This window comes from Amycolatopsis sp. VC5-11, assembly GCF_037034185.1.
In the GTDB taxonomy this organism is placed as follows: Bacteria; Actinomycetota; Actinomycetes; order Mycobacteriales; family Pseudonocardiaceae; genus Amycolatopsis; species Amycolatopsis nivea.
Map to the genome: position 1 here is coordinate 205,582 of NZ_JBAGKF010000013.1, position 22,582 is coordinate 228,163.

Annotated in this window: 20 protein-coding genes; 7 read left to right on the forward strand and 13 right to left on the reverse strand. The window is 68.6% G+C overall.

Annotated features, from left to right (window positions below; genetic code table 11):
• Positions 1-16: 16 nt before the first annotated feature.
• The 3 genes from WA670_RS31805 to WA670_RS31815 all read left to right on the forward strand — a co-directional run bounded on the left by WA670_RS31805 (position 17) and on the right by WA670_RS31815 (position 2,737).
• The gene (locus tag WA670_RS31805) at positions 17-328 is read left to right on the forward strand and encodes a putative quinol monooxygenase (RefSeq protein ID WP_336159801.1); all 312 of its coding nucleotides are present in this window, start codon (positions 17-19) and stop codon (positions 326-328) included.
• A gap of 85 nt (positions 329-413) precedes the next feature.
• Positions 414-1,724, forward strand: coding sequence for an MFS transporter (locus WA670_RS31810; RefSeq protein ID WP_336159803.1), 1,311 nt, complete (start codon positions 414-416; stop codon positions 1,722-1,724).
• Between the two features lie 557 nt (positions 1,725-2,281).
• Positions 2,282-2,737 (forward strand): enoyl-CoA hydratase/isomerase family protein, encoded by a 456-nt coding sequence (locus WA670_RS31815; protein ID WP_336159805.1) that lies wholly within the window; start codon positions 2,282-2,284, stop codon positions 2,735-2,737.
• Between the two features lie 55 nt (positions 2,738-2,792).
• On the opposite strand, the gene groL is transcribed toward WA670_RS31815, so the two are convergent.
• The 12 genes from groL to WA670_RS31875 all read right to left on the reverse strand — a co-directional run bounded on the left by groL (position 2,793) and on the right by WA670_RS31875 (position 17,913).
• Positions 2,793-4,439 carry a chaperonin GroEL gene (gene groL, locus WA670_RS31820; protein WP_336159806.1) on the reverse strand — a complete coding sequence of 549 codons (1,647 nt, stop codon included), beginning with the start codon at positions 4,437-4,439 and terminating at the stop codon, positions 2,793-2,795.
• A 27-nt stretch (positions 4,440-4,466) separates the two neighbouring features.
• Positions 4,467-5,492 carry an NAD(P)-dependent alcohol dehydrogenase gene (locus tag WA670_RS31825; RefSeq protein ID WP_336159807.1) on the reverse strand — a complete coding sequence of 342 codons (1,026 nt, stop codon included), beginning with the start codon at positions 5,490-5,492 and terminating at the stop codon, positions 4,467-4,469.
• Positions 5,489-6,220, reverse strand: coding sequence for a metal-sulfur cluster assembly factor (locus tag WA670_RS31830; RefSeq protein ID WP_336159809.1), 732 nt, complete (start codon positions 6,218-6,220; stop codon positions 5,489-5,491). The genes WA670_RS31825 and WA670_RS31830 overlap by 4 nt, the downstream gene beginning before the upstream one ends.
• A complete protein-coding gene (locus WA670_RS31835) occupies positions 6,217-7,224 on the reverse strand; it encodes an amidohydrolase family protein (RefSeq protein ID WP_336159810.1) in 1,008 nt (335 codons plus the stop codon). The genes WA670_RS31830 and WA670_RS31835 overlap by 4 nt, the downstream gene beginning before the upstream one ends.
• 87 nt (positions 7,225-7,311) lie before the next feature.
• Positions 7,312-7,650, reverse strand: a complete 339-nt coding sequence (gene mimD / locus WA670_RS31840; protein WP_078870215.1) for a propane 2-monooxygenase effector subunit MimD — start codon at positions 7,648-7,650, stop codon at positions 7,312-7,314.
• Positions 7,651-7,655: 5 nt separating this feature from the next.
• Positions 7,656-8,759: an aromatic/alkene monooxygenase hydroxylase subunit beta gene (locus tag WA670_RS31845; RefSeq protein WP_134728373.1), complete on the reverse strand. Its 1,104-nt coding sequence runs from the start codon at positions 8,757-8,759 to the stop codon at positions 7,656-7,658.
• Between the two features lie 13 nt (positions 8,760-8,772).
• On the reverse strand, positions 8,773-9,816 hold the full coding sequence (locus WA670_RS31850; protein ID WP_336159812.1) for an FAD-binding oxidoreductase: 1,044 nt from the start codon (positions 9,814-9,816) through the stop codon (positions 8,773-8,775).
• Between the two features lie 60 nt (positions 9,817-9,876).
• Positions 9,877-11,514, reverse strand: a complete 1,638-nt coding sequence (locus tag WA670_RS31855) for a methane monooxygenase (protein WP_037806035.1) — start codon at positions 11,512-11,514, stop codon at positions 9,877-9,879.
• 298 nt (positions 11,515-11,812) lie between these two features.
• Positions 11,813-13,588 carry a sigma-54-dependent Fis family transcriptional regulator gene (locus WA670_RS31860; RefSeq protein WP_336159814.1) on the reverse strand — a complete coding sequence of 592 codons (1,776 nt, stop codon included), beginning with the start codon at positions 13,586-13,588 and terminating at the stop codon, positions 11,813-11,815.
• Positions 13,589-14,148: 560 nt separating this feature from the next.
• A complete protein-coding gene (locus WA670_RS31865) occupies positions 14,149-15,423 on the reverse strand; it encodes a histidine--tRNA ligase (protein ID WP_336159857.1) in 1,275 nt (424 codons plus the stop codon).
• A gap of 513 nt (positions 15,424-15,936) precedes the next feature.
• Entirely contained in the window at positions 15,937-16,692 is a 756-nt protein-coding gene (locus WA670_RS31870) for a class I SAM-dependent methyltransferase (protein WP_336159816.1), read from the reverse strand.
• A 1,005-nt stretch (positions 16,693-17,697) separates the two neighbouring features.
• Complete coding sequence (locus tag WA670_RS31875; RefSeq protein WP_336159818.1) at positions 17,698-17,913, reverse strand: hypothetical protein; 216 nt, start codon at positions 17,911-17,913, stop codon at positions 17,698-17,700.
• A 78-nt stretch (positions 17,914-17,991) separates the two neighbouring features.
• Between WA670_RS31875 and WA670_RS31880 the strand changes: the two genes are divergently transcribed.
• Entirely contained in the window at positions 17,992-18,402 is a 411-nt protein-coding gene (locus WA670_RS31880; RefSeq protein WP_336159819.1) for a glycoside hydrolase family 3 N-terminal domain-containing protein, read from the forward strand.
• A gap of 349 nt (positions 18,403-18,751) precedes the next feature.
• Here the strand turns inward: WA670_RS31880 and WA670_RS31885 are convergent, their stop codons facing one another.
• Positions 18,752-20,068: an MFS transporter gene (locus WA670_RS31885; RefSeq protein WP_336159820.1), complete on the reverse strand. Its 1,317-nt coding sequence runs from the start codon at positions 20,066-20,068 to the stop codon at positions 18,752-18,754.
• A 479-nt stretch (positions 20,069-20,547) separates the two neighbouring features.
• On the opposite strand from WA670_RS31885, the gene WA670_RS31890 reads away from it, so the two are divergent.
• The 3 genes from WA670_RS31890 to WA670_RS31900 are packed head-to-tail and all read left to right on the forward strand — an operon-like array spanning position 20,548 to position 22,543.
• Entirely contained in the window at positions 20,548-21,195 is a 648-nt protein-coding gene (locus WA670_RS31890; RefSeq protein WP_336159821.1) for a bifunctional 4-hydroxy-2-oxoglutarate aldolase/2-dehydro-3-deoxy-phosphogluconate aldolase, read from the forward strand.
• On the forward strand, positions 21,192-21,740 hold the full coding sequence (locus tag WA670_RS31895) for an AAA family ATPase (protein ID WP_336159823.1): 549 nt from the start codon (positions 21,192-21,194) through the stop codon (positions 21,738-21,740). Before WA670_RS31890 ends, WA670_RS31895 begins: the two co-directional genes overlap by 4 nt.
• Entirely contained in the window at positions 21,737-22,543 is an 807-nt protein-coding gene (locus WA670_RS31900; RefSeq protein WP_336159825.1) for a shikimate dehydrogenase family protein, read from the forward strand. The genes WA670_RS31895 and WA670_RS31900 overlap by 4 nt, the downstream gene beginning before the upstream one ends.
• Positions 22,544-22,582: the final 39 nt, after the last annotated feature.

The window sequence follows — 22,582 nt, forward strand, 5'->3', positions numbered from 1 at the left end:
CGACTGGAGAGACGCCATGGCCGACGAGAGCCCCGTGACCGTGATCGCCCGCTTCACCCCGACGTCCGAAGCCGCAGGCCGGCTGCGGGAACTGCTGGAAGGGATGGTGGCTCCGACCCGCGGCGAGGCGGGGTGCCGCTTCTACAACCTGTTCGCTGCCCAGGGGGACAATGCGGAATTGGTGCTCCTCGAGTGCTACGAGGACTCGTCCGCGCTGGAGGCGCATCGCGCGTCAGCGCATTACAAGAACTACCGCGCCCAGCTTCCGGACTTGCTCGCGGCACCGCTCAGCGTCACCGTTCTCGCCCCGGTCGACGCGCTCGACTGATCACCCGGACATCGAGTCTTCAGCTCAACGGAGAGCAAAGGAGAGCATTGTGTCCGACCTGGAGAGCGGCATACGCGATCGAGCCGTGACCCTGCGCAGGATCGACAAGGCCAGCCGCCGCGCGCTCGTGGCGTCCTGGCTCGGATGGACATTCGACGGGTTCGAGACGTACGCACTCGTCCTCGCGGGTTCGGCAGCCGTTACGAGCCTGGGGACCAGCGGCCAGCTCGAACGACTGCCCGCCTACGTCGGCGCGCTGGTGGCCGCGACCCTGCTGGGGTGGGCACTGGGCGGGATCGCCGCCGGCTTCGCGGCCGACTACCTCGGCCGCCGCCGCACCCTGATGATCTCGATCCTCTGGTACGCGCTGTTCACCAGCCTGACCGCCTTCGCGCCCGGCTACTGGTGGCTGCTGGCTTTGCGCTTCGTCACCGGCATGGGCCTTGGCGCCGAGTGGGGCAGCGCGACGGCCCTCATCGGCGAACTGTGGCCCGACCGCTCCCGCGGACGGGCAGCCGCCGTGTTGCAATCCGGGTTCGGCGTCGGCGCCGTGCTCGCGGCCCTGGCCTGGTTTCTCCTTCAGCCGGCGGGAAATCAGGCCTGGCGGTACCTGTTCCTCATCGGCGCCCTGCCCGCGCTCATCGTGCTTTACGTGCGCCGGGCCGTCCACGACCCGGAAATGTGGACAGAGATCCGCGAGCGCAGGCGCAACGCCAAGGCCACCGCTGCCGGCGGCGGACAGGTCAGCCCAGCGGACCGCGAGCTCCTGCGGTCTCCGTTCACGGCGGTGTTCAGCCAGCCGCACCTGCGTCGGCGCGCCCTGCGGCTCCTCCTGATCACCGTGGTGTCGGTCATCGGCCTCTACAGCGTGTCGGCCTGGATCCCGCAGTACACCGGCCAGCTCGCGAAGAACGCGGGACTGCCCGCCGGCGAGTGGGCCGCGAACGCGGGCCTGGTGTTCAATGCCGCGTCCGTGCCGGGGTACCTGCTGCTGGGCTACCTGGCCGACAAGTGGGGCCGCAAGCCCACGATGCTGGTCTATTACGCGGGTTCGGCGTTGATCCTCCCGATCTTCTTCTTCGCCGTTTCGACGCCCGGGGTTGCCCTCGCCGCCGCCGGCGTCGCCGGATTCTTCATCCTGGGCCAGTTCGCGTGGATGCCGATCTACCTGCCAGAACTGTTCCCCACGGCGGGACGGGCAACCGCGATCTCGACGGTGTTCAACTCCGCCCGGATCGCGGGCTCGCTCGTCACGCTCACCGCCGGCCTGCTCATCAGCCTGCTCGGCAGCATCTCGGCCGCGGCGACGACGATCGGAGTGACGTCCTACGCGATCGCACTCGGCCTGATCTGGTTCGTCGGACCGGAAACCAAGGGACAGCCTCTCCCCCGCTGAGCCCGCCGTTCGCGTGTGGGTCGCGAACCAGCGGTTCGCGACCCACACGCGTCGGCCAACGGGTTGAGCCGCGGAGGAACCTGGCGGGGTTCTCAGGCCGGTTCGTCGGCCGATGCGTCGCAGCCGAGTTCGAGGCTCTGCCGGAACAACGCGTGCTGGACGTTCGGGATCGCGTCGAGCATCGCGTCTTCGTTGGCTTCGCGGGGAACTTCTCCCCACCGCTCCGACCACGCGTACTCCCGCGAGCTCGTCCAGCACGCCGCCGTTCACGGACCCGGCACCGGAGAGTCGGCTCTCCGCTCGATTTCCCAGCCCGTTCCGGCCAAGGCCCGACGCGCCCGTTCGAGGCAGTCTCGATGCCGGGAGGGCGGCCGAGCTTCGGCACGCGCCCCGGGGTCGTCCGGAACACTGTCCTCGGGCATCAACCCGCCCCCTTTCCGAAGATCCAGGACGTCCACCACACCACATCCGCGACCTGGCGGACATCTCGTTCTGAGACAGGCTCCGTACGCGGGCCGCCCTACGCTTCGGCGACATCGGATTCCCGGAGGCGGGCCATGCTGGAGCTGGAGTATCGGAACCGGACGGTCGTTCTGCGGCTGCGGAACGGAAAGACCGGGCTCCTGGACGACAGCTTTCCCGACACGCTCGCCGCGGCGCTGGTCTACATCGGACCGCGGCCGGTCGTGCTGACGGGAACCGGCCGCTGGTTCGCGCCCGATCTCGGGGCGGCCCAACGGCCGGACACCGCGCTGGCCGCCGTGCGCCGGCATCCGGCACCGGTCGTCGCCGCGCTGAACGGCGACGCGATCGGCTTCGGCTGCGCGCTTGCTGAAGCCGCTGATCTCCGCATCATGTCCGCGGGTGTCGTGCACCCGGCCGGTTGGCCGCAGCCGGTCGACGCGGCCGCCGCCGCACAGGCCGGGCTCGTCGACCTGCTGTGCTCGCCGGCCCGGCTGCTCGGTCTCGCCGTGCGCTTGGCCTACTGCACCGCTTCCGCCGCGGCGGCGTAATCGACGGTGCCGGGTCCGCCCCGAAGGAGCGGACCCGGCACCGGACCCCCGCGCCCTAGTAGATGTTGGACGGGCGGACCATGCCCTCGGCCAGGTCCCCGAATCCCGGCGCGATGATCGACCCCGGATTGACCACGACCTGCTCGACCACCGCCGTCTCCGTCGTGATCACCAGCGCCGCGATGGACGCCGCGCTCTCCAGGGCCGAACGGGTCACCTTGAGCGGGTCGATCACGCCCGCGGCGAACAGATCGCAGTACTCGCCGGCCAGCGCGTCGAATCCGTTGCCGGTGCCCAGTCCCGCGACGCGTACCCGGACTTCGGCACCCTCGTACCCGGCGTTCTCGGCGATCCAGTGCAACGGCTCGCCGAGCGCCCGCAGCACGATGTCGCGGCCGTGCGCCGCGTCGCCGGTCAGGTCCAGGTCCACCTGCTGCGCAGCTTGCGCGAGCGCCGCACCGCCGCCCGCGACCACGCCTTCCTCCAGCGCGGCCCGAGCCGCGGCGAGCGAGTCCTCGACGCGCAGCATCCGCTCCTTGAGTTCGACGCTCGTCGCGGCCCCGACCCGCACCAGGGCGATCCGGCCCGACAACCGCGCGATCCGGAGCCGCAGGCTGTCCTGGTCGTGCTCGATCCGGGCGCGTTCCAGCTGCTTCTCCAGCTGGCTGATCCGGGCGCGCACCACGTCCTCGGCCCCGGCGCCGCCGAGGATGGTCGTCGAGTCCTCGGTGATCGTGATGTGCGCGCAGCGGCCCAGGTCCCGTTCGGTGACCTCGGCCAGCGTCACCCCGGAGTCGTCGCTGACGACCCGGCCGCCGAGCGCCGCGGCCAGGTCTTCCAGTTCCGCGATCCGCCGGTGCCCGAACCCGGGCGCGCGGACGACGGCCGCCGCGAACGTGCCGTGCACGTTGCCGCTGACGATCAGCTGCAGTGCCGGGCCGTCGACGTTCTCCGCCAGCACCACCAGCGGCCGGTCTACCCGGCGCGCCGCCTCGACCGTCGGCATCAGGTCCTGCACCTGGCTGATTTTCTTGTTGGTCAACAGGATGACCGGCTCGGCGAAACTGACTTCCATCCGGTCCCGGTCGGTGACCATGTACGGCGACGTGTAGCCGTGGTCGAACTCGATCCCGTCGGCGAGCTCCACGCTCAGCCCTGGCTGCTCGGATTCCTCGATCTCCACGACGCCCGTCCGGCCGACCGCGGCGAGCGCCTGGGCGATCACCCGCCCGATGCGCTCGTCGTCGCTCGCCGCCAGCGTGGCGATCCGCTCCAGCTCGGTTTCGCCGGACACCGCGACCGCCGATTTCCGCAGGTGCTCCACGACCGCGTCGACGGTCTCCTCGATCCCCCGCCGCACCCGCATCGGATTCGCGCCGCCGCTCAGCGCGGCCAGGCCCTCGCGCACCATCGCCTGCGCCAGCACGGTGGCGGTCGTCGTCCCGTCGCCCACCGCGCCGTTGGTCTTCATCGCGACTTCCTTGACCAGCTGGGCGCCCATGTTCGCGAACGGCTCGCCCAGCTGGATCTCCCGGGCGATGGTCACCCCGTCGTTGGTGATCGTCGGCGGTCCGGTCAGCTTCTCCAGCACCGCGTTGCGCCCCTTCGGGCCCAGCGTCGCCTTCACCGCGTCGGCCAGGGTGTTGACCCCGAGCTCGAGCTGGCGCCGCGCGTCGACGCCGAACCTCAGCTCCTTCGCCATGATGGTCTCCGTCCTTTCCTTGCGGTTTCAGGGAATGAGGATCGCGCGGCCGCGGACCCGGCCGGCGCTGAGATCGTCGATCGCCTGCTGGAAGTCGTCCAGCCGGTACCGCGCGGTGTGCAGTTTCACGCTGCCCTGCGCGGCCAGCACCATCAGGTCCTGCAGGTCGGTGTACGAGCCGACGAGATTGCCGACGAAGTTGATCTCGGTGGAAATGATGTCGATCGTGGGCACGTCGATGTTCTCGCCGTAGCCGACGACGTAGTAGCTTCCCGCGCGTCGCAGCATCCGCACGCCTTCGGCGGTCGCGCCGCCCTCGCCGACGAAGTCCACCACCGCTTCCGCGCCGTGACCGCCGGTCAGGTCCAGCACCGCGTCCACTTGGGACCCGTCGGCGACGATCGTGACGTCCGCGCCGATTTCCTTGGCCAGCTCCAGGGCGGCCGGGTTGCGGTCGAGCACGACTAGCGTCGCCGCGCTCATCGCTTTCAGGCACTGGATGCCGATGTGGCCGAGCCCGCCGGCACCGATGATCACGCAGACGTCGCCGGGTCGCAGCTGTTTCGCCGCCTTCGCGGCCGCGTGCTGGGCGGTGAGCCCGGCGTCGGCGAGCGCGGCCACGTCGGCGGGTTCGAGACTGTCCGCCAGTTTCACGCACGACCGCGCGGACGTGCGGAGGTATTCCGCGTACCCGCCGTTCGTGTCGATCCCGGGGAAAGCCGACTGCTCGCAGTGCACGTCGTCGCCGAGCCGGCAGGCGCGGCACAACCCGCAGGTGATCAGCGGGTGGAGGATCACCTTGTCCCCCACCGCGACGTTGGTGACCGCGTCGCCGACGGCGTGCACCCAGCCGGCGTTCTCGTGCCCGATCGTGTAAGGCAGCGCGACGCCGGACTTCTCCGCCCACTGGCCTTCCAGGATGTGCAGGTCGGTCCGGCAGACGCCGGCCGCGCCCACCTTGACCACGACGTCGAGCGGACCGGCGGCTTCCGGCTCCTCGACCTCGCGCAGTTCGAGATTCCGGTGGTATCCGGTGACTTGGACGGCTTTCACGATCGGCTCCTCGAAGTGACGACGACCGGGGCGGTCCCCTCGGGATCCGCGTACCGGGTGGCGAGCAGGCCGCGGCAGAAATGCGCATTGCCCTCTATGGAAATACGGGTCGCGGCGGCCAGCCGCAGCCACAGCGCGGTGTCCTGCTTCCCTACGGGAGCGGCGGTGTGGTCCACGACCACCCGCGCGTGCGCGTCGGCCGGCAGCCCGATCGCTTCCCGCCGGCGCAGCAGCGCGATTTTCAACCGGTCCTCCGGCAGGTCGAGCAACTCCAGCAGCGGCAGCTCTTCGAGCGTCCACGCGCCGCCGGCCAGCACGGCGCGGCAGCACCGTTCGACCGCGGCGAGGTGTGCTTTCCGCTGGAACGTGCGGCGGAGTTCGTCGAGGCTCTGCTCCGCCTCGACGCCGAACGTGCCGACGTATCCGGCGCGGGCCGCGACTCCGGCGTTGATCTTCGCCGAGTCGTGGTGGTCGTCCAGCACCACCCGGACCCGGCCCGCGTCGGGCAGCGCCGCCAGCGCGTCGTAGGCATCCGAGACCATCAGGTACGCGAAATTCGGCGCGCAGAACGAGGTCGGCAGCCGCAGGTGCACTTCAACCCCCGCGTCGTCGATCGTCACTGAGCGGACGAAGCCGAGTTCGGTCACCGGCTGGTCCAGCTCGGGATCGAACACGGTCGCCAGCGCCGACAGGACTGTTTCGCTCAACGGCGGGGCGGCGGTCGTCATCGCGCACCGGCCGCGGTCTCGGCGGGCAGGCGCAGCTGCCGCGGCACGTCCAGGTCGTACAGCGCGGCCGCGTTCAGCCCCAGGATCTTTTTCTTCTGTGCCACGGTGATCTGCGGGTACTCGGGCAGGTCCGCCGGGATCTGGAAGTCGACGAACTTCTCCACCAGCCACTGCGGAGTCCAGAGCGCGTAGTCGCTGCCGAAGAGGATCCGGTCCTCGCCGATCCAGTAGAGCAGTTCCCCGATGATCTGCGCGAAATACTTCGGGCGGGCGTGGATGAACGGCATCGCCACCGCCAGCCCGCCGTACACATTGGACTCCTGGGTGGCGATCCAGCAGAAGTCCTCCAGCCGCGGCAGGCCGACGTGCTCGACGATGAAATTCAGGTCGAGGTAGTCGGTGGCCACGTGGTCGATGTCGGCCACGTCGAACGCGTCGCGGTCCAGCGGCCGGATCGTCGGTCCCTTGTGGACGTGGATGTTCTTGATGCCCAGCTTCAGGCACTCTTCGAGGTAGCGCCGCGACCACGGGTCGTCCAGCCGGTAGCCGCGCGACTCGCCGTGCCACTCGGCGGTGTAGAGCTTCACGCCCTTGAGCCGCATCTGCTCGGCGTCGCGGCGCAGCTGCTCCAGGCCCGCCTCGCCGTCGCGCGGGTCGTAGGCGTGGTTGTAGGTCAGCTTGCCGGGGTGCTGGCGCACCAGGTCGAGGCATTCGCCGGTCTGGCCGAAATTGTTCCGGTAGAAGTCCCGCAGCAGCGTGGCCTGGAAGATCGCGTGGTCGACGTGGCCGTCTCCGAACACGTCTTTCACGAACCGCTCGGCGCCGTAGTAGGTGTAGGTGTCGTAGTCCCAGGTCACCTCTTCCGGGCTGAGGTTGCGGTGGTAGTCGTAGAAGCAGTCGATGAACTGCTTCCCGTGCACGTTCTTGATGTTCGACTCCCGCGCGTCCCAGATGTGGACATGCCCGTCGACGACGTAGTACTGCTCGCCATCCTTTTCGTACATCGGAGATCCTCGCCCTTCGTTCGTGCGTTGCGGTGGGAACGCGGCGGCGGGCGGCTCGGCCCGCCGCCGCGCGGTTCGGGACCGGGCTCAGCTCTGGGCCAGCAGGTCGAAACCGATGTACTCGGCGGCGTCCTCCGGATTGGCGAAGAGCAGGGTGCGGTCGTCCAGATGCACCATCCGGCCGTAGTGGGTGGAGCTGATCTCCTCGAAGACCGAGCCGTCGAACTCCTGGCCGAGCGCGTCGGTCAGCTCGGCGTAGTCGAACTCGAGCAGCCGGGTCCCGTCCACGCGGATCATCGACGGGTACTCGACGAGCCCGACCCCGTCCTTGCCGCCCATCACGTCCGCCACCACCCGGCCGACTGGGGTGTTCATCAGGGTCACACCGCACATGTTCGAGATTTCGGTCTGCGCACCGAACTGCATGTCGCTCACTTCTCCAGCTCCTTCGGAACGTCGAGCCCGATCTCCTCGAGGAGCTGGGCGAACTTCTCCTTGCTCGCGGCGAGCGAATCGGCGAACGTGCGGGTTTTCTCCGCCGGCTGCGACCAGATCGGCTGCAGTGCCTCGGCCGCGGCCAGGCACCTCGGAACCCAGGTCGAGAGCCACTCGCCGAACAGCTCCTTGTTGGCGGCGCCGTGTTCGCCGTCGCGGGCGAGCAGCTGGAACAGCGCCCGGGTGTAGGCGAGGTCGCGGCTGTAGTCGTATTCGCCGGTGCCGACCAGCGTCGGCGTCACGTAGTCGCCGTTCGCGGCCGAGATCTGCATGACCAGCTCGGACCGGAACAGCTGGCCGACGAGCTGTTCGAACACGACGTTGGTGGCGAACAGCAGTTCCGCCCAGTCGCCGACCGCGGTCAGCTCCTCCACCGCGCGGCGGGTGGGCTGCCATTCCTCCGCCGACTGCCAGACCGCCCGGTGGGTTTCGCCGTCGAAGGTGTCCAGCGAGTCGGACAAGTCGAGGTTGAACAGCGCGAGGTCCTGGGCGAAGCGCATCTTGTGCGCGGCCGTGACCGCCACCGCGGTATTGATCATGTTGGTCGGGCCGGAGCGCTGGATCGAGGTGAACACGTGCAGCGCCATGCCGTTCTCGGCGTGCATCCACGCGCCGAGGTTGCGCGCGACGAAGGTCTGCCAGGCCGGCTTCCAGTGGCTGTAGGCTCCGGCGCGCTTGGCGTTCTCCAGGCTCAGCGCGACCTGGCGCACGACCGCGGAGTTGTTGCGGTAGAGCGTCTGCTCCCACTCCTGGTTCGGGTCGAGGAACGCGTGCCAGTTCGAGGACTTCGCCCGCGTCCACTCGTGCGGGTAACCGCCCGGGCCGTCGCCGAAGCCGTAGATCCAGCCCTGGCTCAGGTGCCGGTCCGGGTCCGGCTGCACGTCGACGGTGACGTCCTCGTACACCGTCGCGCGGAGCTTGGCGGGCGTGAAGTAGTTGTAGCTGCGGCTCTTCGAGCTGGGGAATTCGAGCGCCCCGGCTTCGGAGTCGGTGAACTCCACTTTCGGGAAGCTGCGTGTCGCGGTCGGACTGCTCGCCATCTGCTTTCTCCTCTTACTGGTCGTCACTGACCGAGGTCGTGAACTTGTCGTAGAACACCTGGTCGTCCGGAACGCCTTGCCGGGACGCGAGATCGAGTGCGGCGTCGACCATCGGCGGCGGCCCGCACAGGTACACCTCGCTGCGGTGCAGCTCGGGCTCCGCGGCCTCGACGACGTCGGTGACCAGACCCGGTTCGGCGACCACCCCGAGGTCCGTGCTGCCGTCCGCCGATTCCGACAGCGCCACGACGAACCCGAAGTCCGCCAGCTGGCCGCCCAATGCCCGGATCTCGTCCAGGTAGAACAGATCCGCGACGGTCCGGGCGCCGTAGTAGAACCGGATCCGCCGGGAGTCGCCGGTTTCGGCGAGGTGCCGCAGCAGGCTGAGCACGGGTGCCATTCCCGCACCGCCCGCCAGCAGCACCAGCGGCAGCACGTGGCCCTTCTTCAACGTGAAGTTCCCGTACGGTCCGCGCAGCCGCAGGGCGTCCCCGACCGCGAGGCCGTTCTCCAGCAGCGCGGAGAACCGCCCGCCCGGGTACTTCTTGATGAGGAATTCCAGCTGCCCGGTCGTCGCGGGCGTGGTCGCCATGGAGAACGACCGGCACTCCTCGGTGCCCGGGATGGTCAGCTCGGCGTACTGGCCCGCCTTGAATTCGAGCGGGCTCGCGGTGGCGAGCCGGAGGCCGACGATGTCGTGCGTGTGCGGCACGATCTCGGCGACCTCGGCGGTGATCTCCTGCAGCGGAGCCGAATTCAGCAGTTCGTCCTCGTCGAAGTTGAGCAGTTCGATCGTGCAGTCGCTGTAGGCGTGCGCCCGGCACAGCAGCAGGTAGCCCTCCTCGACCTCCGCGTCGTTGCACGCGAACGTCGAGTACCGCTCCATCTGCAGGTCGCCTTCGAGCACATAGGACTTGCAGGCCGAGCACTGGCCTTCGCGGCAGCCGTGCATGAGGTGGACGCCCTGGCGGAACGCGGCGTCCAGGATCTTCTCGTCCTCGGTGACCTCGATCTCGACACCGACCGGTTCGAAGGAGATGCGGTGCTTGTCGCCCATGGGTTTCTCGATTCTTCCGGCGGAGTCCCGCGGCCGTGCCGGCCGCGGGACCCGGGCTCGTCAGGCGACGGTGACGTTCGGGTTGGCGCGGTAGGCGGCGGCCCACTGCTCCCGCTCGGCGTCGGTCATCTCGTTGAGCGTCACGTTCGGGCTCGCGAACCGGATGCCCTTGAGGTCGTCGAGGGTCCAGAGCTTCTTGGCGTCGTCGAGGTCCAGGTGCGGCTGCGGGATCAGCGTCTTCCCGTCGTCGCGGACGTAGCCGAGGTCGCGGACGATGTCGGCGAGATCGCGGTCGTGGTGCAGCGTTTCCCACTCGCGGTGCCCGGTCAGCCTGCCCATGTTCGGCGTCGGGCGGCCCTCGTACTCCGGCCGGAACGCGACCTTGTCGGTCCAGGCGCAGGTCTCCGAGCAGTAGGTGCGCCACTGGTCGTCGACCTTGTCCACCACCAGGTCCTCGCGGACCAGGCACGGGACCATGCAGGTCCAGCAGCGGTGCGGGTACTCGTAGCCGACGTCCTCGAACGCGATCGGCTTGTTCCGGCCCGGGTAGCGCAGCCGGTTGTAGGCCTCCCACCACTTGCCGAACTGGTCGTACCAGCCCGGGTACTTGTCCTCGAACCACTCGAAGTCGGCGTCGGTCATGCCGTCGATGCGCCAGTAGTTCACCGGCCAGCCGGTGGCGAAGAACTGGGCGACGCGATGCACGTAGTGCTTGTTCGTGATCCGGTTCCACGCTTCCTCGACGAGGTCGTGCGGGATCACCAGGCCGTACTTTTCGAGCGGCAGCAGGTAGCTGCGGTAGTAGTCGTCGTAGATCCAGCGCCGCCACATCTCGGCGTAGGACTCGCGGTCCTTGCGGCGGTCCTTGGTGCCGTACTCGATGAAGGTGCCGATCGCGGCGTCGACCACGCAGTGGTTGTTCCACCACGCGTACCGCAGGTCCCGCTCGAGCAGCGGCCGGTTGCGCTCGTCGGCCAGCGCCATCAGCAGGATCGAGTAGCCGTTGCTGATGTGCCGCGACTCGTCGGACTGCACCGAGTGGAACACCGTCGGCAGCAGGTAGTCGCCGTTGGCCGCCGCCTCGTCCGGCATCGCGACGAACAGCGTGTTGGTGAACGCGGTTTCGGCGACCACGGTCAGGTAGATGTTCGCCGCGGTGATCGCGTCGCCGGTGATGAAGCCTTCGCCGAACTGGCGGCCGATGGTGCCCGCGTAGTTGTTCGCGAACGCCTTCTCGGTGATGTCGAACCCGGCCGGGTCGATGTAGTTGTTCATGTAGAGCTTTTTGAGGTTCATCTGGATCGTCGAGTGCCGGACCTCGTCGATCATCTGCACCGCGAGCCCGTTGTGGATCTCCGGGTTCGGCACCGCGTCGATCGCCATCGGCATCGCCCGGGCCGCGGAGATCTCCGGGAACGGGATGATGCTCAGGAACAGCTTCTGCCATTCCAGCCAGCGCTGCTGCACCTGCCGGAACATGTTCCCGCGGATGGCGCCGTCCATCGCGCCGAAGACGCGGTTGTCCTTTTCCTCTTCCATCGGGAAGTAAGACCGCATGATCTGCTTCAGCGGGTCCTTCTTCGGTGCCTTTTCGAACGTGTAGTCCGTCCCGAACCGGGTCGCCGGCGTGGCGAACGTCGGTTCCCACGACAACTCGGTGATCTTGCTGTGCGCCTTGGTAAGGCTCTGCCTGCTCACTGGGGCCTCCTGGAACCGGCGGGCGGTCCGCCGCTGTCCGTCTGACCGGCAGAGTGTGTGCCGGGAAACTCCGGTGTTCTATCTCAATCTGAGATCCGGTCCCCGGATACGAAAAACCCACCCTCGCTCACCTTGCGAGGGCGGGTTCGGAAAAGCCCGGAATCAGCGGGCGACAGCCAATTTCGTGTTCACGATTCGCGGCGTTTGGCGCGATTTCCGACCAACGGTTGACGGGGCCTCGATTTGACGCCGACGAAGGTCATCAGGAATTTCTCTTGCCTGCGAACGGCGACCGGGTTCAGCCCGCTTCGTCGACGATGCCGAAGGCGCGGATTTTGCGGTAAATGGTCGCGCGCGACATGCCGAGGTCGCTGGCCGCGCGTTCTTTGCTGCCGCGGTTCGCGGCGAGGCTACGGACGATCGCGTCGCGTTCGATGGTCTCCAGCTTGGTGAGCCGGCGCCGCGTGAACGTGCGGCATTCGGCGGGCAGATCGGCGACGTCGAGCACGCCGCCGTGCACGCGGTGCGCCGCGGCGGTGAGCACCCGGTCGAGCTGGCGCACGTTGCCGGGCCAGGGCAGTCGCATCAACTGCCGGACGCAGGCGTCCGATGCGGACAGCGACCGGCTGCCCGCCCGCACCGCCAGCAGATGCGGCACCAGCCGTTGCACGTCCTCGATGCGGTGGCGCAGCGGCGGGACCTCGATCTTCCGCGCGAAGAACGCCATCACCGCGCCCTGGATGCCGGGATCGGCAGGTTCGCTGCCGACGGTGGCCACCACCCAGGCGGGCGCGTGCTGTGCCGGGTCGTTCTGCCACGCGGTGAACAGTTCGGCCAGCGCGGGCAACGCGGTGTCGCCGAGTGCGTCCAGATGCTGCAAGACGACGACCGGCGGATCACTGCAGGCCGCTTCTTCGGCGAGCGCGGGCACCCACTCTTCGCTGGCGTCCACTGAAGTGCAGTCGACCATCACCTGCCTGCGTCCGTGGCGCAGCGCAACGGCGCGGGCGATGGCTGTCTTCCCCACCCCAGGTTCCCCGCTCAGCGCCAGCCACTGCCCGCCGCGCAGGCTCGCGTCCGCGGCCGCGCTCGCCTGCCGCCACGCCGGGCTCGAGCCGGCGAGGCCGGGCAACTGCAGCTCGGAGCGGACAAAGGTGCGTCGCGAGGCGGTCTGGTTCTTGACCCGGAAGATGCCGCCGGCAAGCGCGTCGCCGCTGAAGACGGGCCGGTACTCAAGACGCGCGCTGACGCCCGACGGCAGATCGGCCAGCACCGTCGCGGGTTTGGCCGAGCCGGCGAGATCCGTGGCGTGCGTGATCAGCGCTGAACGATCGGTGACGTCGTAGCGTTCCTCGGCGTGGCTGTTGACCATGACGACGTCGGGGTTCACCGCCAGAACCGCGCCCGATCCGCGTCGGCAGGCCGCCAGGTACTCCCGGAACAGAGCCAGTTCGCGCGTGCCGGTGCTGGCGAGCATCGCTTCTTCGATCCGCTTCGCGGTCGTGCGCGCCAGCGTCAGCAGGAGCGGGCCGGACGCTTCGGCCCACGACGTGAGGTCGAGAACCCCGGCCAGATGTCCGCGAACCGGATGCACGATCGGCGCCCCGGCGCACTCGAAGCCGGTCAGCTCGCCGTTGAAGTGCTCGAACCCGGACACCAGGACCGATCTCTGGCATTCGAGCGCGGTGCCGATGCCGTTGGTGCCGACCGACTCCTCGGCGTAGCTGTAGCCCGGGGCGAGCGAGATCTGGTCGAGCCCCGCGGTGAGCGCGCGATCGGTGCTGAGCCGGTCGACGACCAGGCCGTTCGCGTCGGTCAGCAGGATCGCGGTCGGATGGCCGGCGAGTTCTTCGGACAGATTCGCCAGCACCGGCGCTGCACTGTGCGCGAGCAGGCTCTCCTCGTCGCGATCGGACACGTAGAGCGGCTCCGGCCGCTCGAAGTCGACCCGGTTCTCGAGTGCACGCCGCCACGACGCGGTGATCACGTCGCGCACCCCCGACACCTCGGGCGACCCGCGGGAGAGGAACAGTTCCCGCAGGTCGCGCATGGTCTCGTTGCGTCCAGCCGCCACCACCGTCTCCTTTGACGTCCAGTGCCCCGGGCCCCTGCCAGCTCCCGGGGGAACCATCGTGCACTCGTGGCGCGCGTCACTTTGTCTCATAGTGAGACAAGGCGGTACTCGGTCACAAGGCAACCTGCCTGAGGCCGTCGCGGATCATCCCGGCGAAGCGGGGCAACTGCCCGGCACCGCAGTCTCATTCCAGCCGAGGCGCACCCCTGCGAGTCCTCCAATGCCGGATGGGAGGTAGCCGCGCCCGACCACGTGTTCACCTGCCCCGCTGGCAGTCCGCTGCATCCCGCGGACGTCTCGGACAGGTTCACGGGCTCCGGCACGGAGCGGCGACGCTCATGTACGAAGATGAGACCGCCTGCCCGAAGCCGACGTCAGCACGGGCGAAAGGAAAAGGCGCTGCTGGTTGCCAGCTGATCGGTGGTCGCGGGCTCGCCATGGACCTCGCAGGACCGGCTCAGCTCGCTCCGTTCGCGTTCTCCCGTGACGCGAACTGCATGCCGCGGCAGGTCCGACGGAATCCGGACAACCCTTGGCACTCGGCGACCGTGGCTGACGCGTCAGCCACGGCGTCGGCCGAGCGGGCGCACGGCCGCCAACGCGTCGGTGTCCTGGCCGGGAACGAGCGCGAGGAACCCCGTGTATCCGTCGGTCTCCAGCCGGGTCAGCTGGGTGGCGAACTTGCCGCTGCGCGGCACCGGCGACACCACGCCGCCGCGCTCGACGCGCAGCCGCCGCGCGACAGCCAGCGCGTCGGCGACTGGGACGTCCATCTCGTACAGCACGGCCACCCGGTCGGGCACGGCCGAGGGAGCGACCAGCCTGATGATCCGTTCGAATCCGATGGAGAACCCGCACGCTGGAACCGCTTTTCCCAGCGACCGGCCGATCAGCTCGTCGTAGCGGCCGCCGCCCGCGATCGAGCCGGACGAGCCCGCGTGCGCGATCTCGAAAATCTGCCCGGTGTAATAACCCATGCCGCGCACCAAAGTCGGGTCGAACGCCCAGGTCACGCCGTCCAGCGCGGCAAGGCACTCTGCCGTCTCGGCGAGCTCCGCGGCGACCGGCTCGGGCAGACCGGGCACCGTGTCGACGAGCGTGTCGGCGACCTTGTCCGCCGGCAGTCCGGACAGGGTTTCGATCTTGTCCCGCACGGCAGCGGCGACCTCGGCGGGCAGGCCGCGTTCGCCGGTGAGTTCTGCGGTGACGCCGTCCCAGCCGATCTTGTCGAGCTTGTCGATGCTTACGAAGGTCCCGGCGCGCGCGGCGTCGGGGACGCCGGCGGCGGAAGCGAGAGCGGCCAGGAACCGACGGTCCGATAGCCGCACGGTCGCCCCGGTCAGTCCGACCGCGTCCAGCGCTGCGGTAGTGGCCTCGATCAGCTCGGCCTCGGCGAGCACGCTCGGCTCGCCGATGAAGTCGATGTCGCATTGCGCGAATTGCCGGAAGCGGTCTTGCTGCGGCCGCTCCGCCCGCCAGACCGGCCCGAACTGGAACGACCGGAACGGCGAGGGAAGCTTGTCGCGCTGCGCAGCGTAGAACCGGGTCAGCGGCACCGTCAGGTCGTAGCGCAGGCCCAAGTCGACCAGGTCCGACACCGCCGTGTCGGCAGCCAACGGTTCTTTCAGGCCACGCTTCAGGACCTGGAAGAGCAGCTTCTCGTTGTCCCCGCCTTGCCCCGCGGTCAGCCGTTCGATCCGCTCCAGCGCCGGGGTTTCGATCCGCTGGTAGCCGAAGCGGCTGTAGACGCCCTGGATCAGCTCGAGCACACGGTCGCGGGTGGCCACCACGGCCGGGAGCAGGTCACGGGTGCCCCGGGCAGGGCTGTTGTCCATCTTCACGAAAAGTCCTCAACAGGAAAAGGAAACGGGTGGCCGGTCGTATGACAGCGGCTTCGGGCACGAATCGAGACGGGGCGGATCCGCCGCTCAATGTCGCGCGCGCACGCCCTCGCGCAGAGTCGCGGGCGCGCAGGCGACCGGGACCTCGACGCAGCCGAAATCGGCCATCTGCGGAGCCGGCACTGGGCGTCCCAGCACGCGAACGCACACCCGTCCCGCGCGGACCGATGCTCCGACATGAGACTGCCCGGGAGCGCGCAGCAATGATCCCAGCCTGTCCGCCCGCCGAAGCTGCCGAACACAGGGGCTGGTCATCTCGTTCCTTCCGCACAGCACCGGGAACTGCTCAGAGCGTATTTTTCCACAGCGGCCGCTGCAGGTGCGGCGAGGTCCGGCCCAGCGCGACACAACCACCCGGCCCCTGCTGACCGTGTAGCGCAGTACCAGGGACGAGATGACGTCGTCGAACGTGCCGCCGTGTCCGGCCAGGGATTAAGAGCCTGGTGTCTATACCTTGCTCGCCATCACCATGTAGTTCTCCGCCTCAAGATCGAACGTGCTCATTTCCGTCCGAAGTCCGACCCGGTGCAGTTCGACTTCGAGTTCCTCGTACCGATAGGGCCAGCAGGACAGCAGTTCCGAGCGGACAACAACCAACCCAGTCGCATCAACCTGGGCGATCGCAATCTCGATGCGGTGCTCCTCCTCCCACCGCGGCGCGATCTCCCAGCGGTAGACCACAACGGCATCGCGACCGTTCCGGCGGACGAGTCGGTCACTGATGTCCAGCCGGGAACCTCTGGCCCGCACGCGTTCCCACGTGCGGGAGGTGAGCACCAAGCGCCCGCCAGGGCGCAATAGCCGTGACATCGATTCCAGAGCAGCACCCCTGCCTCGCGCGCCCTCGGCATGGTGCAGCGAGTTGCCCACGCAGAACAGCATGTCGAACGTGCCGTCCTCGAAATGGTCGGGCAACTCTTCCCAGCTCGCCCGCACGGCCCGGACGGATGCCCCGAACTTCTCAGCCAACTCCGCAGTCCGTCGAACCATCGCTTCGCTGGCGTCAGTTGCGACAACCTGCATGCCACGACCGGCGAGGCCAACCGCCAACTGTCCGGTTCCGCACGAACAGTCGAGGACGTCAGCGTTCGACGGCAGGAAACCGAGGACGTCATCGAACGACGCAGCGAACTCGGCCGGCGGCAACTTCGCATCCGAGATGAGCCATTCGTACACCTCGGCGAGCACGTCATAATCCGTCACAACCGCTACCTCCGTCACGCAGCAGGACGTCAGTCCATCAGCGGAGCAAGCCGAGCGCCAATGGTTTTCGCCGGTATTGGGCGTCGGCAAACCTTGGATCCGTTGTGCTGCCACGGATGTTGCCCAACGCGGGCGAGGCCACCCGGCGGCTCATTCTCGACAGGACGGGGTTCACACCTTCCGACAAGGTCGCCGCTGGTTCCTGCGGTGTTCGACCGACCGTCACCACGTCCCGTCCTACGGCACCCGTGTCGTTCCTGCACCACAGATCATGGCAGGTCGACGAGTGTCCCGCTGCCCTCAGCGACCGGCGCGTCCGCGACAGACGTGGCCCCCGGGGGTCGGGACCCCGGGCCTGCCGAACTTCAGCACGAGATCTCCCAGATCGACCGTGCCGGTCATTTTCTGGAAGCTCGCGAGACTTCCGGGCCTTTTGGGCACGACCTTGCCATGCCCAGGCGATACCAGCTGTGGCACCCCCCGGCCTCCCAGACGGAGTCTGCCATCGCGCTGTCGACCCAGTTGGTTGAAGCTCTGCTGAGCCCTCTGCGACGGCTGGACGGAGACGGCGCCGCTCTCGTCGACGAGCCGAATGTACTCCATGTCATCTTCATCTGTGCCTCGATGACCGCGACGACGGTGCCCTTGTACGCATGCGGCGCTTCGCGCCACGCATCCGCCTTCAGCGGCCGCGCGGATTCACCCGTGGAACTCTATCCGGCGTACATTTCGGTCGCGGTGAGCCGGTCGCAACCCGCTGCGCTCCCATCGTCAGCGCCAAGCGTCGTCGATCGGCCAGTTCGCGGTCGCGCCGCCTTTGATCCGGAACTGGCCGGTGCATTTCACTTGCACCTTCTGAGCACCCACCCGGAAGAGACGAGCGCCGTCGCCCGCAAGGCCCACCCGCAGCGCAACGCCGCTGTGAGCGACAACCCCGCCACCGCCCTGCTGCACTACGCCACCGAAAACGCCGCGACGGCCACCTCGTCGACACCAACCCCGACGTCATCGTCGGAGTCCTGCAAGCCGGCAGTCTGCCTTCATCGCAGCCGTGCACGGAATCGTCAAGACCGCCGCGGCCGCGCGCACTTGGTCACCGCGCTGCAGACGGCCGGCGGCAACGCAGGTCACCAGCGCCGAAAATATCGGCAACACGAATGCCCAGAAGTACATCAGCGCAAGCAGGAACATCGCGAACGCCGAAGACAGCAGCACGCACATCGGCGCTCGCCCGCCGAGCTTCGCCCGGTCTCTCCCTCCCGGACCGACCCGCCTCGGCACCGCTTCAGCGTCGCGCGAATGCAAACGGAGGACACGGCGCCGTCACCCCGAACGCCCAAGGACGGAGCCGCACCAGCGGGTCGCCGCACGGAAGCGAGGGCGGTCGGCATCCATTGGACGTTCGCGCCGATGACCGAGATCGCACCGCATGCCCGATGGGGGCGGATGGTCGAGGGCACCGGCGAGGGCCCGGCCCTCGGCGCGCGGCCGTCGCCGCCGCACAGGGGCGCAGCTTCCAGCACGACCCCCAAACCACGGGAGTCCTCGCCGTCCCAAGCACTTCCTCGGCACGGTGCCTCCCGCGGCGGACGCGACTACGACGAGGGCAACCTTTCGGACGCGCACCTGTGGAACGTCTGTCTCGCGCCGTTCCGCGCCGCCGTCCAAGCCGGCGCGGCGAACGTCATGAGCGACTGGGCGACCGCATGAAGGCAACGTACGCGCCCGGCACCGGCATCCCGCCGAGGCTGATCCGAACTGGTCACAGACCGCGAAACCAAGAACCCCGCGGGCGAGTTCGGTTCGAAGGCCACCGACGCGAGCTTCGAACTGAGCCGCACCTGAACATCATCCGATTCCCCGACAGCAGCAGCATTTCCCGGACGGTGCCGCCACTGACGATCACCGCCCCAGAACCGACGCGCTCGGGGGCCTCCGGACAACGGGAGTCGACGCCCATCCCATGCCCGGAGGCCCCCGGAAGGTCAAGCAATCAGCGGAATGTCGCCGATCTCCGCGCTCGTTGCCCAGCGGCATTCGACGCTGAAGTTCACTTCGCTTATGGCTTCGTCCGGGTGTGCACCGTGGCCTCCTCCCGCTCGCCTTCCACGACCTCCCGGTCCTTGAGCGCGACAGTCGCTCGCGGCGTCTTGCTGCCCGTCTCCGGAAGCGTGAAGTAGACGGCGAGGCAGAGGGCGACGACCACGATCATGTAGACAGCGACGTACTTGGGGTGCCCGGCGCCGACGAACGCGGCGGCGATGAGGGGGGCGGTGCCGCCGAAGACGGCGATCACCAACTGGTGGGAGAAGCCGATGCCGGACACCCGGACCGACGCCGGGAACAGCTCCGCCTGGATGGTCGGGTACACGGCCTGCCAGATGCCCAGGACAAGCCATCCTGATGCGGAAACCACGACGTAGACCCAGAAGCCCGGCCGCTCGAGCAGGAGCATCAGCGGGTAGAAGAGTACGATCATGCCAGCCGCGCCCACGATGGGGAAGATCTTGCGCCGGCCGAGGCGGTCCGACAGCGCACCGCAGATCGGCACGACGATCACCAGCAGGGCGAGTCCGATGACGCTGCCGACCAAGGTGGAGCCCTTGTCCCGTCCGCTGGTGAGCTGGGCGTAAGTGGGCAGGAACGTCGCCCAGGTGTAGTAGGCCACGGCCGGGGCGGACAGCGCTGCCGTCTGCAGCAGGGCCTTCGGGTGCTCGCGCAGCAGAGCCAGCAGCCGTGCGGGCGCCGACTTCTTGTCGACGAGGGAGCTGGCCTCGAACTCGGAGGTCTCGTCGGCGCGGGCCCGCAGGATGAGGCCGACCACGCCCAGGAGACCGCCCGCGAGGAACGGGATGCGCCAGCCCCAGTCCGCGAGTTCCTTCGGGGTGAAGGCGGTCGCGATGATCGCGGCCGCCCCGGTCGCGGCAAGGGTCGCCAGGCCGCTCGCCATGTTCGAGAAGGACCCGAACAGTGCCCTCCGGTGCGGCGGAGCGTGCTCGACCATGAACGAGATAGCGCTCTGCTGCTCGCTGCCGGCCGAGATGCCCTGCAGCAGCCGGGCTATCACGAACAGGACGGGCGCCGCGTAGCCGATCGTGCCGTACCCGGGCGTCAGCGCGATGATCAGCGAGCCGAGCGCCATCCCGGACACGGACAAGGTGAGGATGGCCCGCCGGCCGTAGCGGTCGGCCAGCGGCGAGACGATGACCCCGCTGAAGGGGCGGACCACGAACCCGATCGCGTACGTGAGCAGCGCCGCGAGGAGCGAAGCGAACGGGGAGTGGCTCGGAAAGATTTGCGGGGCGAACACCGCCGCCAGCAACCCGTAGACGTACCAGTCGTACCACTCGACGAAGTGGCCGATCGTGCCCGCCACCATGTTGACCGGACGGCGAGAGCGATCCGGAACCTCAGAAACCCCCGGAGGGCTTGCAGCCCCGGAAGGGTCTGGCGAGTTCGTCGTCATTGAGCGCTCCTTGGTGCGTGTACTGGCCATTGTCAGGACTTCTTTGTCGAGGACATCGCCGTGCCCGCCAGCCGGCCCCTTCGCGCGGGGCGAAGTCAGCGGCGCGGCAGCGCCGTGGCGTTCCCGGACCGGCCGAGCCTGGTGGCCCGGGCTCCGGCCGTACGAGCCGTCGTCGGCACCCGGACCCCGTCAGCACGTGCCCGCCGGCGCCGCTCCGGTGCGAGGCCCGTTCCTCGGGCGCCACAACGCGGCGAGGCGGATCACAGGGGCCGAAGACGCTGCGAGTTCCATGACCGACTCCCGATGAGATCGATTGCTGAGATCGGTTGCAGAAACCGTAGGCAGCGTGCGACCATTTGTCAATCCACGCTCTCGACCAAGGGACACAGGTGTTCACCAAGCTTGCGACACTGCGCACGATCGACGAGTCGGGCGCGGTGCTCATCGTTCGGTTGCCCGATGCGGACAGCGCGGAGCGCGTCGCGCACGCCGCGATCGAGGGCGGGTTTCGCGCCCTCGAGATCACGCTCTCCATCCCCGGTGCCGTCGACCTCATCCGGCGACTGGCCGCCCGGTACGCACCGGACGGCGTCGCCGTGGGAGCGGGAACCGTTCTCGACGGCTACGCCGCGTACGAGTGCATCCGGGCAGGCGCGGCCTTTTTGGTCAGTCCGCAGCTCAACCCCGAGATGATCCGGGTCGCCAACCGCTATCAGGTACCGACGATCAGCGGGGCCTTCACCCCGACCGAGATCCTCGAAACCGCTGAGGCCGGCGCGGACATCGTCAAGATGTTCCCGACCGAGAACGCGGGCATCCCCTACGTCAAGGCCGTGCTCGCGCCGCTGGCGCACGTCCCGGTCATGCCTGCCGGCGGGGTGACGGCCGAGAACGCCAAGGAATGGTTCGCCGCAGGCGTGGCGGGCGTCGGCGTCGGGAGCGCCGTCACCAAGGCGTGGCAGCCCGACGGCGACTTCTCCCGGGTGACCGCCGCCGCCACCGACTTCCTGACGGCGGTGCGGGACGCGCGCCGATGAACGCGCCGACCCTGCACATCGTCGTCGGCACCGCCGGCTCCGGCAAGACGACTGTCGCCCAGCGCCTCGCCCGGCAGCACGGCGCCGCCTACCTCGACAAGGACACGATGAGCGCCCGGTTCGTCGAGGCCGCCCTGGTGTCGGCCGGATACGACCCCGGCGACCGCGAGGCCAATCGGTTCTACCTCGACAAGATCCTGCCCCTCGAATACGACTCGCTGCTCGACGTCGCCGGGGCCAACCTCCGCCTCGGTCGCCCCGTGGTGATCGACGCACCGTTCAGCCCCTACCTGTCCGACCCCGCCTTCATCGCCGAGGCCGCGGAGCGCTTCGACTGGCCGCAGGCCGACGTGGAGGTTCTCCAAGTCCGCGTCTCCCCCGCGACGCTGCAGGACCGGCTGCGCAAGCGCGGCCTCAAACGCGACCAGGTCAAGCTCGCCCACTGGGACGAGTACTGGGCCGTGCACGGCGAGCTGCGATGCGCGTGGACCGGCGTGCGCCTGTCAGAGCTCTCCAACGACGCGCAGGACGGAGATATCCGATGATCAGCGGAACGACCACACTCGTCGCGCACCTCGGCTACCCCACGCATACCTTCAAGTCGCCGCTGGTCTGCAACCCCTGGTTCGAGAAGAACGGCATCGACGCGGTCGTCGTCCCGATGGGAATCAAGGCCGAGGACTACCCGCACTTCTTCCGATCGGTTTTCACCCTCACCAATCTCCGCGGCGCGCTGATCACCATGCCGCACAAGGTAACCACCATGGGGCTGGTGGACGAAATCAGCCCGGCGGCCGCGATCGCCGGCGCGACGAACGCTGTCCTGCGACGGGAGGACGGGTCGCTCCTCGCCGGCCAGTTCGACGGAGCCGGCTTCGTCCGCAGCATGCAGCGCAAGGGGTTCGATCCGTCCGGGAGGCGCGCGCTGGTCGTCGGCAACGGCGGGGTCGGTTCTTCGATCGCCGCGTCGCTGGCCGGCCTCGGCGTCGCTGAGATCGGCTTGTTCGATCCCCGCGCGGCCGCTTCCGAAGCGCTCTCCCAGCGCATCGGGATGCACTGTCCGGACGTGAAAGTCGTGACGGGCGCGAGAGATCCTGACGGCTACGACCTGATCGTGAACGCCACACCTCTCGGAATGCAGGACGACGATCCGCTGCCGGTCGACGTCGACCGCCTCGCCCCCGGTTCGTACGTCGGAGATGTGGTGCTCAAGACCGACATCACCCCGTTCCTGCGGGCAGCCAGGGAGAAGGGCTGCCCGATCCAGGTCGGCAGCGACATGTTGTCCGAACTGATTCCCGCCTGCCTGGAGTTCTTCGGCTTCGCAGACGCGTCCGGCGAACCGTGACGGCCGCGCTTCGCGCACGGCATCAGTTGCCGAAGAACG

Bases quoted from the DNA above. Each gene is read 5' to 3' on its own strand.
- WA670_RS31805 (WP_336159801.1), top strand. From the start codon at position 17: ATGGCCGACGAGAGCCCCGTGACCGTGATCGCCCGCTTCACCCCGACG.
- WA670_RS31815 (WP_336159805.1), top strand. From the start codon at position 2,282: ATGCTGGAGCTGGAGTATCGGAACCGGACGGTCGTTCTGCGGCTGCGG.
- groL (WP_336159806.1), bottom strand. From the start codon at position 4,439: ATGGCGAAGGAGCTGAGGTTCGGCGTCGACGCGCGGCGCCAGCTCGAG.
- WA670_RS31830 (WP_336159809.1), bottom strand. From the start codon at position 6,220: ATGACGACCGCCGCCCCGCCGTTGAGCGAAACAGTCCTGTCGGCGCTG.
- WA670_RS31835 (WP_336159810.1), bottom strand. From the start codon at position 7,224: ATGTACGAAAAGGATGGCGAGCAGTACTACGTCGTCGACGGGCATGTC.
- mimD (WP_078870215.1), bottom strand. From the start codon at position 7,650: ATGCAGTTCGGTGCGCAGACCGAAATCTCGAACATGTGCGGTGTGACC.
- WA670_RS31845 (WP_134728373.1), bottom strand. From the start codon at position 8,759: ATGGCGAGCAGTCCGACCGCGACACGCAGCTTCCCGAAAGTGGAGTTC.
- WA670_RS31850 (WP_336159812.1), bottom strand. From the start codon at position 9,816: ATGGGCGACAAGCACCGCATCTCCTTCGAACCGGTCGGTGTCGAGATC.
- WA670_RS31865 (WP_336159857.1), bottom strand. From the start codon at position 15,423: ATGGACAACAGCCCTGCCCGGGGCACCCGTGACCTGCTCCCGGCCGTG.
- WA670_RS31875 (WP_336159818.1), bottom strand. From the start codon at position 17,913: ATGTGCGTGCTGCTGTCTTCGGCGTTCGCGATGTTCCTGCTTGCGCTG.
- WA670_RS31880 (WP_336159819.1), top strand. From the start codon at position 17,992: ATGCAAACGGAGGACACGGCGCCGTCACCCCGAACGCCCAAGGACGGA.
- WA670_RS31895 (WP_336159823.1), top strand. From the start codon at position 21,192: ATGAACGCGCCGACCCTGCACATCGTCGTCGGCACCGCCGGCTCCGGC.
- WA670_RS31900 (WP_336159825.1), top strand. From the start codon at position 21,737: ATGATCAGCGGAACGACCACACTCGTCGCGCACCTCGGCTACCCCACG.